Here is an 18,913-nt window from a genome sequence, read left to right as displayed (position 1 = left end):
AGAAAATTAAACCAAATGTCTAACTTGGAAAAAACAGAAGTCGAACTTTTTGAAATGCAACCTGGCGGTTGCAGTCCACTACATAGCCATGACGCACAACATACTGTTCTTGTCCTTGAAGGAGAAGGCGCAGTTTCTGATGGAGAAAAAACCTTTCCTTTACATGTAGACGATGTAATTATCATCATTGCGGACGAGCTGCACCAATTTAGAAACATAGGACAAAAGCCTCTAAGGTTCCTATGCATAACCGCTGACGTTAAAAAATAATCTGTCCTAACCTAATCGATAGGGCACTAACAAATATATGCCACCTGTTGCATGTAATTCTGGGTTCCAGAGGGAAAATCCTTTGAAATACGACGTAATAATCGTGGGCGCAGGTCCAGCAGGTATCTTCTCAGCGCTAGAACTAACCGAAAAAACAAACCTCAACGTCCTAATCCTTGACAGAGGACCAGACATAGACAACCGCAAGTGCCCTTCAAGCCGAGGTTTCGAATGCGTACATTGTGAGCCATGCTCGGTTCTTTCAGGCTGGGGGGGCGCAGGCGCTTACAGTGACGGAAAACTAACGCTCTCCACCGAAGTGGGCGGTTGGCTAAACCAGTATATTTCTCAAAAAGAACTCGAAGCGCTCGTAAAGTATGTTGATGACATCTATCTCAAGTTCGGTGCAAGCGAACAAGTATTCGGCGAAAACACCGACAAAGTGGATGAAATAGAACGCCAAGCTTCCCTGCAAGGCTTAAAACTCATACGGCAAACTGTGCGTCACATGGGTACAGAAAAATGTGCTGATACTCTGCGAATGATGCGCAAAGAACTTGCCAGTAAAGTTACTTTTCAACCAAAAACAGATGTAAAGAGTCTAATTATAGAAAACAACAAAGTCGCGGGTGTAGAAACGGTTGGCGGAGAGAAAATCAAGGCCAAATATGTGATTATCGCTCCAGGCAGAGGCGGTGCAGAATGGCTCCAAACTGAAGCGCAGTTTCACGGACTAAAAACAGTCAATAACCCCGTTGACATCGGCGTCCGCGTCGAAGTGCTGGCTTCAGTTATGGATAAACTTACAGAGGTACTCTACGAGCCCAAACTCATCTACTACTCACGCGCCTTCGACGACATGGTACGCACATTCTGCGTTTCACCTTACGGTGAAGTCACCACTGAAAGCTACGACGGCGTTTTAACCGTTAACGGTGGGAGTCATGCCGAGAGAAGAACAGCCAACACCAACTTCGCCATCCTTGTCAGCACCTCATTCACTGAACCCTTCAAAGAACCCATAGCCTACGGCAAATACATAGCCCGACTCTCTAACCTTCTCAGCGGCGGCGTCATGGTTCAACGCCTAGGTGACCTAAACCTTGGACGGCGTTCCACACCTGAACGATTATCACACAGCGTAATCAACCCGACCCTCAAGAACGCAACGCCTGGCGACTTGAGCTTCGTTCTGCCTTACCGCTATTTAGCAGACATACGAGAAATGCTTCAAGCACTAGATAAAATAGCGCCAGGGGTGTCTTCACCAGACACACTGCTCTACGGTGTGGAAGTGAAATTCTACTCTTCGCATCTGCAACTGAGCAACTCGTTAGAAACCAAAATTGAGAACATGTTCACCATTGGCGACGGCGCGGGCGTAACGCGCGGTTTAGTTCAAGCGTCAGCCTCAGGAATCATAGTTGCAAGGGAAATTCTCAAAAGAGAAAAACTGAAGGCTCCCTAAAAATGGCTATCGCTCAAAACATACGTTGCTCACATTGTGGTGCACCAGTCGAGTTTAAGCCAGGCGAATTAGTTGCTACCTGCAAGTACTGTGGCTTCACAACCGTCATCGAAACTGGGCAAGCATTCAACTTTGAACACTCTCTGTTACTAAATAATTATGACCAAAAGCAAATCGAAGACTTTATCCAAAATTGGATGCGCTCAGGCTTCATGAAACCAAGCGACTTAGCCAAGAAATCGAAAATAACCGAGAAAAGTCTTGTTTACTTGCCCTTCTGGGTAGTTTCTGTTGCTCTCACAACCAAGTACAAGGGAATTTTTGAGCGGATTGCCCCCCCGATTGTTAAGGAAGGGGAAATCAAAAAAGAGCATAACTGGCTGGTTTTAGCGCGAGAGGCAGCTGGTTTTCCAACAAAAGAGTATAATGTGCCTTTAGCTGGCAAGGTACCCTACGACTTTAGAAAAATCGAAGGCTACGCTCAACTATTGAATAGCGAAATTGATCGTGATGAAGCCTTTGAAATTGCCAAACAACAAATCGAAGAACTCCACCGTTTCTTGCTACAACAGGACGTAGACCGAATTATCGAAATAAACACAGACTTAAACCTCAAGCAGATGGTTTACTTGCACGCGCCAGTCTGGTTTATAAAATACGAATACAAAGGTAATATGTACCAGATGATAATTGATGGTGCAAAAGGCATGGTACTCAAGGGAGACATACCCTCTTCCAAGTTCTAATCGGCTTTAAGAAACTTTAAAAGCAAGCATTTTTTTATAACGAGATTGAAAAATGGAGGAATTGAGAAATGAGCGAAAATAAAGATGTGTATGGACAAGCGAAAAGCCAAATGAGGCTTTCAGAGCGCATTGCAGCTGCGCTTCCGGGATTCCACGGATATAAAGAAAAGGAACTTCGCCGAGAATCAGACAAACTAATCAGGAACCACTTGTACGGCAAGCTTTCGAAAGGTCAAGATAATGTTAGAAGTATTTCTCAAAGAATAGCAGACAAACGTTACTTAGATGCCCTACCAGACATTGACAGATTAACTGCAAAGATGGACCGCGTAGCCGAGAAGGTTAACCATGCGTCTTATGGTTACTCAGGTTTCTTTGATATAGTGAAAATAAAAGAGGAAAACCTCGACAGAATGATAGCTTTCGATAACCAACTTCTCGAAAGCGTCAACGCTTTGACCTCTGAAATCGATTCTGTTAAAGCTCAACTGATGAGCGGCGACTACTCAAACGTAAAAGACAAAATCCAAGCAATGACTGATAAACTGGAGTTGCTTGAGGACACGTTTGATAAAAGACAAGAAGTAATAACAGGAGTGATACAGTAATGCCGCAAGTAATAGAATGGACAAACGTTGGCTCAGAAGCCATCGTCTGGCGTTACCCAAACGAAGAAATCACATGGGGTGCGCAACTGATCGTGAAAGAGTACGAGATGGCAGTCTTCTTTAGAGATGGAAAAGCCTACGACGTGTTCGGCCCAGGACGACACACGCTTACAACTTTGAATCTGCCAATCCTCACCAGCTTGCTGACGCGGTTAGCTGGCTTTGGCGGCAATAAACCTTTCAAAGCAACCGTCCTGTTCATCAGCACAAAAGTGTTCGCTGGCAAATGGGGCACAAGAGCACAAACCACAGAGCTTGCGCCGCTTCAGGTGTATGGGCAATTCTGGTTCAAAGTCGGCGACGCTTCATTATTTGTCAACGAGGTCGTCGGTGGACAGAGCGCGTACACAACTGACCAAGTCAACACTTTTCTCAGGGGCTTCTTGAATGAGAAAATAATTGATGAGTTAAGTCACTATGACTTAATCACGGTCTTCACGCGCCTAGACGAGACTTCAGTTATCGTCAAGAACACGCTGATTGACTACTTCAAACGAGTCGGCATCGAACTAACCGACCTGCGCTTCGAAGGCGTAGACACAACACCCGAATACCGCGAACGCCTCTTCTGGCTCAGAACAGGAAAAACTGCACCTGAAGAAGTGCTACGCATGGAAACCGTCAAAAGCGCCGCTGAATCACTTGGAAAATCAGGCGGTGGCGGTGCAGCCCTAGGAACAGGCATGGTGCTCATCCCACAAATCATGACGCCGACGGGAACCCAAACAGCCCCTGCAGCAGCACTAGTGATTTGTCCCAAATGCAGTTCGAAGGTGCCTGCGACAAGCAAGTTCTGCCCCGAATGCGGAACCAACCTTACACCTCCATCAACAGAAGCAATCAAATGCCCCAAATGCGGAAAATCCATTCCAGCGCACTCTAAATTCTGTCCAGAATGCGGCAACCCCATCTCTACTTAGGTGAGGTAAGCTATGGCGGAAGAAAGAAGAAACCTCCTAACCATAGGAGCCTTCTTTGTCTCTCTTGTTGTAGCCATCCTACTCTACGCGGTTAACGTCATCAACTGGACTTTGATTGTTCCAGTTTTTCTTTTGGTCTTCGGCATCTGGATGCTGGCACTGGCAGCTATGCGTGCTTCAAGTCCACAGAAGTATGAGCAAGGCTGGTTTGGCGCCATGAGTTGGGGTTTGCTGTTGATAGCTGTCGGTGGGGCTTGGTACCTGTTTACGTTTAACTGGTTGTACTCTGTTGTGCTGATACTGTTTGTCTTTGGTGCTCTTGCAATCGTGGCAGCGTTAAAAAGAAAGTGACCTTGTGAGCATTTTGCTCTAAACATTTTTTTATGTCATTGCACAGTCTCTTGTCAGAAGGCAACGGGTATGAGTGAAGAAACTATCGGTCGCGGCACATGGTATGACATGATGGCTAAGAAAGTCATAGATAGAGAGAAAGAGCTTGGTCGCAGTTTAAGTTTAGTGCGAACAGAGATGGGTCTTGGCGCTTCAGGTTTTCCTCATATCGGAAGCTTGGGCGATGCCGCGCGTTCCTATGCGGTTACGCTTGCGCTAAAAGGATTAGGTGTTAATTCCGAGTTGGTTGCTTACTGCGACGATAAAGATGGCTTACGTAAGGTTCCCGCTGGCTTATCAAAAGCAGAGTTAGAGAAGTATCTGGGTTATCCAGTTTCAAGTATTCCTGACCCCTTTGGATGCCACGAAAGTTACGGCAAACACATGAGTTCTCTGCTGCTGGAATCTCTGGATAAGTGTGGCATCCAATACAAGTACTTCTCAGCTAAGGAAGTTTACGAGAAAGGTTTACTCCTAAACGAAATCCGCACCATCCTGACGAACGCCAAACAAGTAGGCGAAATCGTTAAACAAGAGGTGGGGCAAGACACTTACACAGAAGTTTTACCCTTCTTTGCTGTATGCCACAATTGCGGTCGCATCTACACCACACGGGCTTACTCGTTTGACCCAAAAACCGACAAAGTTCACTACAAATGTGAGGGCTTAGAAATCCGCGGCAGGAAAATCGAGGGTTGTGGCTACGAAGGCGAAGCAGACATAACAAAAGGCGAAGGCAAACTCACTTGGAAAGGCGAATTCGCCGCGCGATGGAAGGCTTTGGATATTCGGTTTGAGGCTTACGGCAAAGACATCGCTGACTCAGTAAAAATAAACGACCGCGTCTGCCGCGAAGTGCTCTGCTTTGAACCCCCATCACACGCAAAGTACGAAATGTTTCTTGACAAGGGCGGGAAAAAAATCTCCAAGTCCGCTGGCAACGTGTTCACCCCGCAAGTGTGGTTCCAGTACGGTTCGCCTCAATCGTTGCTTTTGCTGATGCTTAAACGGTTTGTCGGAACCCGCACCTTAGACGTTTCAGACATTCCAGCGTACATGAATGAGCTTGACTATTTAGAGGATGTTTACTTTGGCAAAAAGCAAGTTGGCGAAAAAGAAAAAACCAAACTCAAAGGCTTGCTTGAATACTGCTATGTTACTAAGCCGCCTGCAAAACCCAGCGTTCACGTACCCTACAACCTGATGGCTTTTCTGGTCAAGATGGCTCCTAAAGAGTGCCTAAACGACTATGTGGCTGAGAAATTGCAGAGTTATGGTTACCTCCAAAAGAACCAAGCCTTAGATGCTGGTTTGATGCAACGCATAGAGTACGCGTCAAATTGGATTAGGGATTTTGAGGAAATCAAGGAAACCGAAGTAACCCTCACTGACGTGGAGAAGAAAGCAGTTAGCCAGCTTATTGAAAAACTACAGGGGGAAGATAACGCAGACAAAATCCAAAACGCCATCTTTTCCTCCGCCAAAGACAACGGTATAAAACCCGCCGCCTTCTTCAAGTTGCTATACCAAATTTTGATGGGCGCACCGCAAGGTCCACGTTTAGGGCCATATGTACTTGCTATGGGCAAACAAAACGTAACTGCTGCCCTTGAAAGGGTCTTAAAGAAAAGCTAATGCAAGACGAATGACTCTTTCAAAGGCATTATCATTGTTGCATGTTACGTTATACGTGTCTATCTGAGAGAATCTGAGACTACAAAACCCTTAACTTTTTCTGGTTGCTATTACTATTTTAGAGGAGTATCGGTTTTATCGGGAGGATTTTATGGTCGAGTTATCAGAAAACTCCACCAACGTAGCCTCGAAAGCAAAAAAAGCTTCTGTTAATGTCGGTGAAAATAAAAGTGCGAGTTCTATCTCTTCGTGTGATGTATCTCTCTATAATGAACGTCTCAAAGATATTTTAGACAATATCCCCTCAGCCGTGGTTGTTATTGAAAAACCCGATGGCATGGTAACCTACGCGAACAAGAGAGCCCTTGAGCTTCACGGTACAGACCCTCGTGGCATCAAATTAAAAAAGCACGCCACGTCTTTAAGGCTTTTAACATTAGATGGTAAGGTTTGCCCAACGAAAGAACTCTACACTTACAGGGCATTGTATAATGAAGAGACACTGCGTGATGCACCAATAATTATTGAACGCCCAGACGGGCAGCGTTCCATCGTTAATGTAAGCGTAAAGCCACTCTATGATAAAGACGGCAAAGTGAATGCCGCCATAGCAGTTTTTGATGACATAACCGAGCGCACTAAAACAGAACAAGCACTAAAAGAAAGTGAAGAACGCTTGAATATGGCGCAGCGAATCGCTCATTTAGGAAGCTGGGAATACTACGTCAAAGAAGATAGGGCAGTTTGGTCTGAAGAACTATTCCGAATTTTTGGTCTTCCAGTCCAAAAATATGGTCCAAAAGTAACTGATTATGTTGCACAAATTCATCCTGATGACCGTGAACCGATGAACAAGATTATGGAGCGGGTTCTTTTCGCTGAGGGGTTGGGGTCAACGGTAAGTTTTGATTATCGCATTATTCGTCAAGATGGCTCTGTTCGCATGATTCATTCGGAGCGTATGGTTAGAGAAGTTGATGAGCATAACAAGCCCGTGAGGATAGCTGGGATTGAGCAGGACATAACAGAGCGCAAACAGAATGAACAGAAGCTAGAGGAATATGCAAAGAACTTGGAGAGGCTTGTAGAGGAGCGTACAAAGAAAATCTTTGAGAGTGAGCAAAGCTACAGAGAACTATACGAGAGTTTTGGAGAGGCGTTCATTGCCACTGACTGGGAGCTAAACGTTATTCACTGGAACAAAGCAGCAGAACGTATAACCAAAATATCTGCTGAAGAGGCGTTAGGTAAAAAGATTTATGACATTTTCCCCGAAATGGGTTCCATTGATATAACCAATTGTTATGGGTCCTTGCGTGATAGAAAGCCTGCACGGTTTATGATGAATACTGTAAGCCGAGAAACAGGTAATGAAGCGGTTTTTGAAATTTCAACATATCCTTCCACAGTCGGAATCATCATTATTGTCGAGGACAAAACCGTGGAAGAACGAACTAAACGTTTATCAGCTATAGGTCAAACGGCAGGCATGATTGGTCACGACATCCGTAATCCCTTACAAGCTATTGCAGGCGAATTGTTCTTAATGACGCAGGAAATTGAAAATTCACCTGATAGCCAATGCAAAAGAAACGTGCAGGAAAGTTTGAATGCAATCCAGCAGCAAGTGGATTATATGAATAAGATTCTCTCTGACCTGCAAGACTATGCTAGACCATTAAAACCTGAACTAGTGGAAGTCGACCTCTGCACGGCTATTCCTCAGTTGCTCTCAACGGTCCCTGTTCCCAGCAATGTGCAAGCGTTTGCAGAATGCGATAGGCAACTGCCAAAGCTGAAGCTGGACTTAACTTTCTTGCAGAGAATTTTGATAAACCTTGCAACAAACGCTATTCAAGCCATGCCAAACGGCGGCAAACTAACAATAAAAGCCTTCCAGCAAGACGATAGCGTATGCATTACTGTTTCGGATACGGGAGTTGGTATTCCAGACGATATTAAACCAAAATTGTTCCAACCACTTATGACTACAAAAGCGAGAGGACAAGGCTTCGGATTAGCCGTGGTTAAACGCCTTATCGAAGCGCAAGGTGGAACCATAAACTTTGAAAGCAAAGAGGGCAAAGGCACCCAATTCAAAATAACCTTCCCCAGATAACCACTTTTTCAACCAAATAGAGGCTAATAATTACTAATGACTCCTGTTGGAGTTTCCTCGGGTCGCCTTCTTCTATTCTTTGAATCCCACAGTTAAATTTATAGTTAGACAAAAAATTGCAAAACAAACTACTCAACTTTGAAAACACCTGATGTGCACAAGTTTTTTAAACTGATACAATGAGATGGAACCTCTATTGTGAAGGTAGAAAAGTTTTCACTTTCACAAAAAATTTAGGGAGATAAGAAAACGCAAAAAACAAGAACTAAAATAATGGGAATTATAATCACAGCAATCTTGATAGTTTCAATAGGAGCAATGACACTTGCTAATGCACATACCCCACCATGGCAAATCCCAACATACGCCTATTGCAGCGTTGCACCTAACCCTGCAGGGATAGGACAAACAGTAACAATCGGCATGTGGGTCCAAATACCGCCCCCCACAGCTTCTGGAACAAACGGCGACAGATGGCACGGTTTTACCGTGACCATCACCGATCCTGATGGAATCAAAACAACGCTAGGCCCATTCACATCTGACGCCACAGGAGGAACATGGACTAGTTTCACACCTGACAAACTCGGCAATTACTCCTTCGTCGTTAACTATCCAGGAGAAACATTAAAAGGTGAAAACCGAGCAAACCCCAACAATGCATACATCGGCGACTACTTTAAGCCCTCCACCAGCGATGTAGCATACTTAACAGTGCAAGAAGAACCGACTCCCCCGCTTCCAATGACTCCTCTTCCAACACAATACTGGACACGCCCAATACAAGCAATGAACTACCCGTGGTACAAACTTGGCGGCAACTGGCTAGGCCTCGGTGCACATTCATTCGCTGCAACTGGAAGATACAACGCTACAGGCAACTATAACCCATACTCTAACGCGCCACTAGCAGCCCACATCATGTGGACAAAACCAGTCGCGTTCGGAGGCTTAATGGGAGGCGAATACGGCGGAGACGACACAAGCAACTTCTACTCAACCTCGCAGTACGAGCCAAAATGGGCGCCAATCATAATGAACGGAATAATGTACTACGTTAATTACCCTGGCAGCATAAACAACCCAGTCGGCTGGTCCGCGGTAAACTTGAGGACTGGAGAAACAATCTGGACTAAAGAAGACCAATACCCAATGACCAGCACAGGCGCACAGACGATTCTAAGATGCGGGCAAATACTAGATATGGTGAACCCCAACCAATTCGGAGGCATCGCATACTTATGGAGCACAGGTACTCCCGCAGGAATGAGAACACAGGCAGGTTCAACAACTTGGAACATGTTTGATGCAATGACAGGCGACTACATACTAAGCATCGTCAACGGCACCACAATGAACCTAGTTTCAGACGAAGGAGGAAACTTGATTGGCTACTATGTTAACTCAAGCACGGCAAACCAATTCGGCAAACCAACACTGAACTGCTGGAACTCTACGCAAGCGATTTTATACCCCAACAGCCAATACATAAAAGGCGTCACTTCCGACAGCTGGAGTTGGAGACCAGGCCAAAACAGCACCATTGACTTTACGCGTGGCATAATGTGGTCTAAACCAGTAGCCACCAACATGTCTACTGGCCCGTTCACAGCAGGAACTGATCTGTCAGGTAACCCAGTAACAGCATCTCTATCTATTAACAGGGTTGACTGCGGCGTTGTGCTTATGACAGCGGTGGGTGCATCATACTTTAACATCGGCTTCCAAATCGACGCAGCATACGATGCCGTAACGGGAGAACAATTATGGATCGCTAACCGAACGCTAACACCTTTCACACGGGACCAAATAACCAAATCTGGCTACGGAATGTACTTCTATCTTGAATCAGCCACAGGCAAGTTAAGGGCTTACAGCTTGAGAACAGGTGAACTGAAATGGGGCCCAATACAACTCAAAGGCGACAACGGAAACGTTCCAGTACCTAACCCATATAACAGCATCGGCGGCTACCAAACTGAAATCGCTGACGGCATCCTCTACATTATGGGCTTCGGAGGCGACATATGGGCTATCGACGCAAACACAGGTAAAGAAGTCTGGTACACAAGCACCAACAAACTCTTAGGCGAGGCTGGATCAGACACGCCATACGGTGTATGGCCACTGTGGGTCTTTAGCGGTGGTTCAATCGCTGGAGGAGTGTACTTCCTTAACGTAGGTCATGAGTACAGCCCACCACTGTTTCGTGGAGCTAAGCAACTGGCTATAAACATCACCAACGGAGAGCTAATTTGGGAAATAACCGGATTTGACGTGACGAACGCAGCCACCATCGTAGACGGTTATGTGACAGTGTTAAATGCATATGACAACCAACTATACACCTACGGTAAAGGACCAAGCAAATTAACTGTTACCGCACCTCAAGTAGGCGTTACAACCGCCACACCAGTAGTAATAAGAGGCACCATTACCGACATTGCGGCAGGCACAAAACAAGAAGCGCAAGCAGCCAACTTCCCCAACGGCGTACCATGCGTCTCTGACGCTATCATGAGCCGCTGGATGGAATACGTCTACATGCAACAACCAATGCCAGACAATGTAATCGGCGTTCCAGTCACCATAAGCGTCCTAGATGCAAACGGCAACTACCGAGAAATCGGCACCACAATAAGCGATGGCAGCGGCATGTTCACCTTAACATGGACTCCTGACATACCTGGCGATTACACAGTAGTCGCTAGCTTTGCAGGTACAGAATCGTACTATCCATCATCCGCTGAAACATCATTCCACGCAGACGAAGTAGCCCCAACAAAAACGGCGCCACTGGAGATTTCACAGTCATTAGCTGACCAATACTTCATACCAGCCGTAGCTGCAATCATCATCGCCATCGTCATAATCGGCTTAATACTAATGATGATGGTAAGAAGACTACCGCAAATATATTTCAAAGGGCAAAAACAGTAACAAAAATTCCCTTCCCTTTTTTAGTTTTTATCGGCTTTTCGACAACTTGCGGTTTTGCCGCAACCACTATTCTTAAGTTCCAGCAAAGTATTTACTTCTCTGCCCTCATTTTTCTGAGGAGACAAAACAAGGGGCCTGTCGTCTAGTACGGACATACCTTTTTATGGAGACATCACCCGCAAAACCCCTTTTTTTATAAGTTCCTCCTAACTCGCTTATTAATAATGTCAGATTAGCGAGTCAATCAACTTTGTTTCGTCAGTCCAAGGTTTGAAGCGTGTTCAAGCATTCATCTTTTACTTATCTAAGAACTAAAAGGGGTAGTTTTAATGGTTAAAACTGAAGGGAAAGTAGCAGAAAAGTGTAACGTAAAAGAGCGCAGAAACACGTTGTTTCGCGTTTTAGACGGTGTTCTGAGCTTAGCTCACAGAAAAATTCACACGCCACGAGGCGGCAGCGACCGGGCTCAGCAGGGCTGGGCTAGAGTGCTGGTTTCAGCAGTCTCAACTTACGGCGGCTTACTCAAGGACGAGGAGCTGGAACTCAGGGTAATAGAGCTAGAGGAGAAGCTCAAAAACAGCATACTAATACCGAAACCAGAGGATGAAAAGAAATGAATATCGTAAGCAAGAAACTGCACGCATTAGAAAAAAACGTGTTACCTGAACTTCCCCAAGAAGGCACAACAAAAATAACATGGGAAAACGGTGACGCAGATTTAGACCGCGCTGAAAATGAATTACATAGACGAGCAAATCAAATCTTGCAAGCTCACGCTGATAAAATGACTGAGGCACTTGAAGGGGGAGAAACCGCTTATAATCCGCTGTCGCCAAGCGACCAAGCAATCGTGGAGGCAGCCAACCGTCGCTTTATGGCAAGAATACTTGAGATTTTCCAAGCCTTCACAGACGCTTTTGTAACGTACAAAGACCCTGTGGTTAACTGGGTGTTCTACACGCGGTTTTACTGGTTAATAGAAGAAACCAGCAAGTTCAAAGAACAATACGACGCCGAAGAAGCAGTCCTTAACCAGCCTGGCTACTGGGAACTTTGCGAAGGTGAACAGCAACGGCGCTTGGCTCCTGTTTATGCAAACTGGAACCATGACCTATTCACGCCTGAGAGTTTTCAACGCTACTGTGAACGACATCGCATATTCAAAACCGCTGAGGAGATTGAGCAGTTAATCGCCAACCGCACGCCAGAACAAGATAGGGCAGATGAGTTGGAAGAGCAGCAAGAACAAGCGGCGAATGCGGAGACTGATGCCCGTAACGCGCGTTACCTTAAAGAGAAATGTCCAGGTTGCACGGAAAAGTGTAAGGGGTATTTTGAAAAGGTAGGAGAGAATAAAGATTGAGTGAGTTTGAAAGGGAAATTCCAATTCCTATGTCAGAACGTGTGAAAATCAGCGACTTAAAACTTGACACAGAAAATAATCCCAACAGGATGACTTTGGCGCAGCTTGACCGCTTGAAAGCTTCAATTAAGCGGTGGGGTGACATCGTTCCAGTCGTAACCAACTGTGAGCTTTTGGTGGCTGATGGGCAACAGCGTATTACGGCTATGAAGGAGCTTGGCATGACCGAGTGCAGCGTCATCTGCTTGCCAGTCAAAGAGGTTGACCGTCGATTGCTGCGGCAGGTGCTAAACAAGCTAAGAGGCAAACACAACAGGGAGTTGGACACTGCTGACTATTTGCGCATTGTTGAACAGGGAGAGAAGGAAGATTTGAAGGCGCTTCTTGAATCCGTAGGCGAGAAGCTTCCAATGGAGGTGGATGACCGTGAAATCTCTTTTTCGGTTCCCGGAACCTACGAGATAATTGTCGAGTGCAAAGACGAGGCTGACCAGAAAACTAAGTTTGAAAAACTAAAGTTGGAGGGGTATAAGCTACGGATTTTGACATTGTAAAAAGCTGGCAAGAAAGCAATAGTTTCCGCGCTCAAAGCGTGGTCGGAAGCTATACGCTCAATGATGTAAAGTTGGAGAAGCGCTTCAAAGGCTCCTTGCAGCTGGAAGATTTCGATTGGCAAGTTGGTGTTATTGTGGGGCGCAGTGGCTCAGGCAAGACAAGCATAGCCAAGCAACTGTTCCCCGATGCTTATATTCGAGGCTTTGAATACAAGAGCAGTTGCGTTTTAGATGATTTTCCAGAGGAGCTTGAGACTTCAGAGATAACAAGGATACTTTGCAGCGTAGGGTTTGCCTCTCCACGGGATTGGCTAAAAAGCTATGATTGCCTTAGCCAAGGTGAGAAGATGAGGGTTGACATTGCCAGAGCCTTATGCTTGGATAAGCCGCTAATAGTTTTTGACGAGTTCACAAGTGTGGTTGACAGAGAAATAGCTAAAGTTAGCGCCTTCGCGATTAGCAGAACAGTTAAACGCTCAGGCAAGAAGTTTATCGCCGTCACATGCCACTATGATGTAGTGGATTGGCTTGACCCAGACTGGGTTTTCTGCACTGACACTATGGAGTTTATCCGAAAAAAAGAATTAGGCCGCCCATTGAACTCCAAGTTTATCGGTGCGGCACATCAGCTTGGCAGATGTTTCGGAGCTATCATTATCTAAACGGTTCTCTTGGAGCAGGTGTTAGGTGCTACTGTGCTATCTACCAAAACAAGCCTATAGCGTTTATCGCCGTCGCTGCTGTTAGGATGATGGCTAAATATTTTCGAGTTAGCCGCTTAGTTGTGCTGCCTGACTATCAGGGTATAGGTGTTGGTAAACGTCTTCTTAACTTTATAGCTGAACTCTACACTTCTCAGACAAAACTGCCCTTCTACATACTAACCAGCAATCCCCAGATAATAAGAGGAGACATGAAACGTTGGAAAGTGGCACGTTTTGGGCATGCAAGCAAAGGAAAAGAAAACAACCGGATTAATAATGAAATTAGCAGGAGCCTAAGTAGAAAGCGAATTACCGTATCCTTCCAGTATACACAAACGATATGCCGAAAAAGAACAATAAAAACAAACCAAAATTAATGCTCTTGGAACATTAAAGCGAGCCTGCTAAAACATTATTGCTAAATCTTGATTGTTGATTGATGAGATTCATTAATTGATGTTTTAGGCTTCTTCTCCATTAATCCAAAGCATGTCAAAATAAGTCATAGCCATAGTTAACAGGCAAGAGTTAGTTGTATGGATTGCCCTATGATTTTTTCCTTGCTGAGGAACTGTAAGGGACATAAATAGTTCTCGCTTATCAATAATAGCAAATTCCATAAAATGTTCTTTGATGAATTTGCGCTCCCAACAGCCAGTATTCAATAAGTGGCTATCGCCTAAATGTATTGATTGGGGTGTTGGAGGCAAAGTTACAATATGATAACATTTTACTCCTCGTTTAACACACTTTTCATAAAACCTGCCGTTATGCAACATGCCAAGCCTGAAATTGTTCAAGCATGTAATTCCTTGAAATGTCTTGTTCATTTTGTGAACAGCTAAACCTAGTTTTTGTATGAATGCATCATAACTAGATATTAGTGCCGTATCGGTTTCGTTGGAATGAGTTTCAGCAGTTGGTTTATTGTTTATTAATTCTTTAACTAGAAAATCTGTTTGCTTGTATAAGCTAACTCTCTTGTCGTTATCCATTTTTTTCAATAAAAGTAAGGCTTCTTTAGGGGCCAATACTTTAAATTTAATAGGTTTACTAAGTTGTTTTTCAACAAGATGCTTTTTTTCTAGACCTTCTATAGATCGATAAATACTTTCTACAGGTAGCTTGGAGAAATTGGAAATTGCCTTAATAGTATCGACTTTGAATTGAATCATTGTTATGTAGATTTTTGCTTGGTTTAGAGTCAATCCGTATGCCATTAGGCAATTTAAAAGGTCCGAGTGCATCTCTATCGTAGCAATATTTTTGATGTAGAATGTATAAATAGTTTTTTTAAACAGTCCCAAGTCACTTGGAATTATTTATTTAAATTCAATTTTCACTGAAGGCGCTAGTTAACAGTTCTTAAATTAATTATGGAACAATTTAACAAACTTAGGAGAAAGAAAAATGCAAAAAAATACAAATAAGACCATTTTTGCACTCTTTATGATTCTTGCTATTTCTATACCCCTGCTCACTATACCAACCGTTACTGCAGACACAAGAGCAACCTACGCTTATATTGGTGCTACACCGAACCCGGTAGGTGTCAACCAAGAAACACTACTCCACATAGGCATAACACAGCAACTATCACTAGTGCAGGAAAGCTGGACAGGACTGACAGTAACCGTAACAAGACCAGACGGCAGCAAAGAAACGCTAGGACCATTCAAAACTGACTCAACAGGCGGAACAGGAGCCGTGTACGTCCCAACCATGGAAGGCAACTATACCCTACAAACTCACTTCCCTGAGCAAAAAACTGAGACTGGTAAAACAACACCCGGCACACCACTAGGCACAACTATGCTTGCCAGTGATAGCCGAGTACTTACACTAATAGTACAACAAGACCCCATACCCATATATCCAGAACATGCCCTTCCAACTGAATATTGGAGCAGACCTATAGACTCGCAACTTAGAGACTGGTCAACAATATCAGCAAGTTGGCTTGCAACACCCTCAAATAGTATAGCTAATGGCAACGACTATGCCCCTGAAACAGCTCACATCCTCTGGAACCACCCATTGGTGCTAGGTGGCTTAGCTGGAGGAGACCTTGGAGCTGCGGGTGCGTACACAGGTGATGCGTATGAAGGCAAATTTAGTGGCTCACTTATAATACAGGGAATACTCTTTTACGTAAAATTCGATTCGATTGGAGGCACTGCTGTCGACAACTGGGTCGTTGCCGTTGACTTACATTCTGGACAGATACTATGGGAAAAACCGCTTCTTACGCCCGCCGGAGAACGCCTCAACCCAAGCTTTGGTCAAATATATAATTGGGACTCATTCAACGCTCACGGAACCCATGCCTACTTGTGGTGTACATCTGGCACCACATGGCACGCCTTTGACCCATTAACAGGCAGATGGCTATTCTCGATGTCCAACGTCCCCACGGGCAGCAACCTCTATGGTCCCCATGGAGAAATCATAAGATACCAAGTTGACTTGACAAGAGGATACATGACCATGTGGAATTCCTCAGCAGTCATAGATGCATACTGGGGAACAGACCCAATGTCATTCCAATGGGGCTCTTGGAGACCTCAAGGAAAAACTCTCAACGCAACAGGAACCTGCCGCGTGACTGCATCGACACCCTTAGGTCTTAACGGCTATCAATGGAACGTAACAATACCAAGAGGTCTGCCTGGAAGCGCATACCTATACAAGATAGACGACCGCGTTGTAGGCTCAAACACAAACACCACACATGTTCAAACATGGGCTATTAGCCTAGCCCCTGGAAGTCTAGGAACCTTGCTCTATAACAAAGTTTGGAATGCACCAGCAGACTGGGTTAACGGTAACCAAACCATTAGTCGAGCCGCAGGAAACATCGATGACGGGTTAATTGCAGTATGGAGCAAAGAAACCCAGCAGTACTGGGGCTTTAGCACACAAACAGGCGATTACATTTGGGGTCCAACCGGAGCGCAGAACTATCTAGACTACTTAGGATTGCGTACTTTCGTTGCTTACGGTAAACTCTTCTCTCAAGGCATGAGTGGCGTACTATACTGCTATGACGCTCAAACAGGGAAGCTACAATGGACCTACGAGGCAGACGACCCCTATAACCAAGTCTTGTGGTCAAATCAATGGCACATCAGACCGCTATTCTTTACTAACGGAAGAATTTACATGGGCACATCAGAACATTCGCCAGTTGACCCTAAAACACGCGGTGGACCATTCGCTTGCGTTGATACCGAAACAGGAGAGGAAATATTTAGGGCAGATGGCTTGTTCCGTCAAACCGATTGGGGTGGACGAGCAATTATAGGCGACAGCATCATCGCCACTATGGATTCCTATGACCAGCAAGTATACGCAATTGGTAAAGGACCAAGTGCTACAACCGTGACAGCGCCTGACGTTTCGGTTGACTTTGGAAAATCGGTCGTCATAAAAGGTACAGTAACGGACAAATCACCAGGCACAAAACAATACGCCATTGAAGCAAGATTCCCAAACGGAGTCCCAGCAGTTTCTGACAATAACCAAAGCGCTTGGATGCTTTATGTCTACAAGAACTTTGAGCGCCCCACAAACATAAATGGTGTTGAAATTAGCCTTGATGTTATCGACTCTAATGGCAACTACCGCAATATAGGCACCACCATCAGCGATGCAAGCGGCACATTCTCTTACATCTGGACACCGGATATTGAAGGCGCATATACCCTTACTGCAACATTCGGCGGCTCGAAAGCCTACTATCCATCGTTCGCACAAACAAGCTTTGCAGTTGGCGCTCCAGAAGCAACCCCTGCCCCAATCCCACAAATTACTCTGCCTCCAATCGAAATGTACGTTATCGCCATGGGAATAGCAATCATAATTGCAATAGCAATAGTCGGCCTAATACTGCTAATGACACTAAAAAGAAGACCATAAGCATGCACGAAAAAATTTCCTTTCCCCTTTTTTAGTCATAAAATGTGAAGGGAGAAAAAGATGTGGGCTGAGTAGGCTCTGGTTAACAACTCGCAATTGGATCATAGTCATAGTGATTTGCATTCAAATCTCCCTAATTTGGTGCTAGAGCCTCAGCAAACCACAATTTCAATGTAGCGCGTTCTGAACTATGTTGACTTTTCTAATCGTAGCATCATTTGAAAGTCTAAGAAACACCATAAAACAGCCAAGTTCAACTTTGAAATTTAGCGTTAAGACATTTTGACCTAGTTGCAAAGACTCGTTTAAAACTGCTTTCATAGAAACTCGAATCTACCTGCTTAACTACTTCGGCGCCGTACTTTTACATGGAACTGCGAAAACACTTTAACTGACAAAAGGCTCAATTATTGCACATAAAGAACATATAAAATTAGTTTAGCCATAGCCAATGGGTGAATTTATAGCTGAAATGGTTGAGAGATAAGACTAGGCGATTTAGCCTTTTAAGAATCAGTGTACAAGTGGTATTCTGGTTTTTAATCTTCTATGTTTCAATAGTGGGGGTGTGGAAAGGGTTGCTTTTAGTCATTATCATATTTCCTTCCTTGCTAATTGGTCGTGTCTTTTGCGGTTGGATTTGCCCTCTTGGACTATATCTTGACGCAATAACCTTGCTGCGGAAAGTATTGAGAATACGCCACTGGAGATTGCCAGACAACTTAAATTTAGTGTTGCATAAAAGCAGGTACTTAATTGCTTTGATAATTCTTGCATTGCCTGTGGCAAGTTTTTTATTGGGCACCGCTTCACCTTCTGACGCCCTGAATTTTATTTGGATGCGCCCGCCTTTTACACCATATGCTTTTCTTTTGGAACCGCTTCAGCCGATAATTCTACCATGGCAGTCGCCTTTTGGTGCTCTCTTAGAAGTAAACGAGCTAAGCTTAACCTTTCCATATGTAGGGGAAATCCTGCTTTACTTAAGGAATACAGAACTATCTCAGCCCTTATCTTACCTATTTGTTTTGTCAATTTTAGCGGTATCTTTTAAGGTGCGACGGTTATGGTGCAGGTTCTGCCCAACGGGCATATCGGTTGCGGTTATCAATAGGTTTAGGTGGTTAAAAGCGGTGCCGCTTTTGCGTTTAAATAAAGAAGAAGAAAAATGTACTAAGTGTGGTATCTGTAAACGAGTTTGCCCAGTTCAGGTTAACG

17 protein-coding genes are annotated in these 18,913 nt (G+C 44.6%); 15 read left to right on the top strand and 2 right to left on the bottom strand.

Features of this window, described 5'->3' with window-relative positions; genetic code table 11:
- The first annotated feature begins 15 nt into the window (after positions 1-15).
- The 14 genes from NWE95_00955 to NWE95_00890 all read left to right on the top strand — a co-directional run bounded on the left by NWE95_00955 (position 16) and on the right by NWE95_00890 (position 14,154).
- Positions 16-270, top strand: coding sequence for a cupin domain-containing protein (locus NWE95_00955; protein MCW4002470.1), 255 nt, complete (start codon positions 16-18; stop codon positions 268-270).
- Between the two features lie 37 nt (positions 271-307).
- The gene (locus tag NWE95_00950) at positions 308-1,738 is read left to right on the top strand and encodes an NAD(P)/FAD-dependent oxidoreductase (protein ID MCW4002469.1); all 1,431 of its coding nucleotides are present in this window, start codon (positions 308-310) and stop codon (positions 1,736-1,738) included.
- Between the two features lie 2 nt (positions 1,739-1,740).
- On the top strand, positions 1,741-2,484 hold the full coding sequence (locus NWE95_00945) for a hypothetical protein (protein MCW4002468.1): 744 nt from the start codon (positions 1,741-1,743) through the stop codon (positions 2,482-2,484).
- Between the two features lie 68 nt (positions 2,485-2,552).
- A complete protein-coding gene (locus NWE95_00940) occupies positions 2,553-3,092 on the top strand; it encodes a hypothetical protein (GenBank protein MCW4002467.1) in 540 nt (179 codons plus the stop codon).
- On the top strand, positions 3,092-4,072 hold the full coding sequence (locus tag NWE95_00935; protein MCW4002466.1) for an SPFH domain-containing protein: 981 nt from the start codon (positions 3,092-3,094) through the stop codon (positions 4,070-4,072). The genes NWE95_00940 and NWE95_00935 overlap by 1 nt, the downstream gene beginning before the upstream one ends.
- A 12-nt stretch (positions 4,073-4,084) precedes the next feature.
- Entirely contained in the window at positions 4,085-4,423 is a 339-nt protein-coding gene (locus NWE95_00930; protein MCW4002465.1) for a hypothetical protein, read from the top strand.
- A gap of 69 nt (positions 4,424-4,492) precedes the next feature.
- Entirely contained in the window at positions 4,493-6,097 is a 1,605-nt protein-coding gene (lysS, locus tag NWE95_00925) for a lysine--tRNA ligase (GenBank protein MCW4002464.1), read from the top strand.
- Positions 6,098-6,248: 151 nt separating this feature from the next.
- Entirely contained in the window at positions 6,249-8,216 is a 1,968-nt protein-coding gene (locus tag NWE95_00920; GenBank protein ID MCW4002463.1) for a PAS domain S-box protein, read from the top strand.
- A 273-nt stretch (positions 8,217-8,489) separates the two neighbouring features.
- Entirely contained in the window at positions 8,490-11,156 is a 2,667-nt protein-coding gene (locus tag NWE95_00915) for a PQQ-binding-like beta-propeller repeat protein (protein MCW4002462.1), read from the top strand.
- Between the two features lie 329 nt (positions 11,157-11,485).
- Complete coding sequence (locus NWE95_00910; protein MCW4002461.1) at positions 11,486-11,773, top strand: hypothetical protein; 288 nt, start codon at positions 11,486-11,488, stop codon at positions 11,771-11,773.
- Positions 11,770-12,519, top strand: coding sequence for a hypothetical protein (locus NWE95_00905; GenBank protein MCW4002460.1), 750 nt, complete (start codon positions 11,770-11,772; stop codon positions 12,517-12,519). The genes NWE95_00910 and NWE95_00905 overlap by 4 nt, the downstream gene beginning before the upstream one ends.
- Complete coding sequence (locus NWE95_00900) at positions 12,516-13,073, top strand: ParB N-terminal domain-containing protein (protein MCW4002459.1); 558 nt, start codon at positions 12,516-12,518, stop codon at positions 13,071-13,073. Before NWE95_00905 ends, NWE95_00900 begins: the two co-directional genes overlap by 4 nt.
- A 38-nt stretch (positions 13,074-13,111) precedes the next feature.
- A complete protein-coding gene (locus NWE95_00895) occupies positions 13,112-13,735 on the top strand; it encodes an ABC transporter ATP-binding protein (protein MCW4002458.1) in 624 nt (207 codons plus the stop codon).
- Entirely contained in the window at positions 13,711-14,154 is a 444-nt protein-coding gene (locus tag NWE95_00890; protein MCW4002457.1) for a GNAT family N-acetyltransferase, read from the top strand. Before NWE95_00895 ends, NWE95_00890 begins: the two co-directional genes overlap by 25 nt.
- 84 nt (positions 14,155-14,238) lie before the next feature.
- On the opposite strand, the gene NWE95_00885 is transcribed toward NWE95_00890, so the two are convergent.
- On the bottom strand, positions 14,239-14,997 hold the full coding sequence (locus tag NWE95_00885) for a hypothetical protein (GenBank protein ID MCW4002456.1): 759 nt from the start codon (positions 14,995-14,997) through the stop codon (positions 14,239-14,241).
- Positions 14,998-15,187: 190 nt separating this feature from the next.
- On the opposite strand from NWE95_00885, the gene NWE95_00880 reads away from it, so the two are divergent.
- Complete coding sequence (locus tag NWE95_00880; protein MCW4002455.1) at positions 15,188-17,695, top strand: PQQ-binding-like beta-propeller repeat protein; 2,508 nt, start codon at positions 15,188-15,190, stop codon at positions 17,693-17,695.
- Positions 17,696-18,242: 547 nt separating this feature from the next.
- Here the strand turns inward: NWE95_00880 and NWE95_00875 are convergent.
- Entirely contained in the window at positions 18,243-18,500 is a 258-nt protein-coding gene (locus tag NWE95_00875) for a hypothetical protein (protein ID MCW4002454.1), read from the bottom strand.
- Between the last annotated feature and the right edge of the window lie 413 nt (positions 18,501-18,913).

It is taken from the genome of Candidatus Bathyarchaeota archaeon, assembly GCA_026014725.1.
Lineage (GTDB): Archaea > Thermoproteota > Bathyarchaeia > Bathyarchaeales > Bathycorpusculaceae > Bathycorpusculum.
This window is presented reverse-complemented; position numbering and strand designations above follow the sequence as displayed.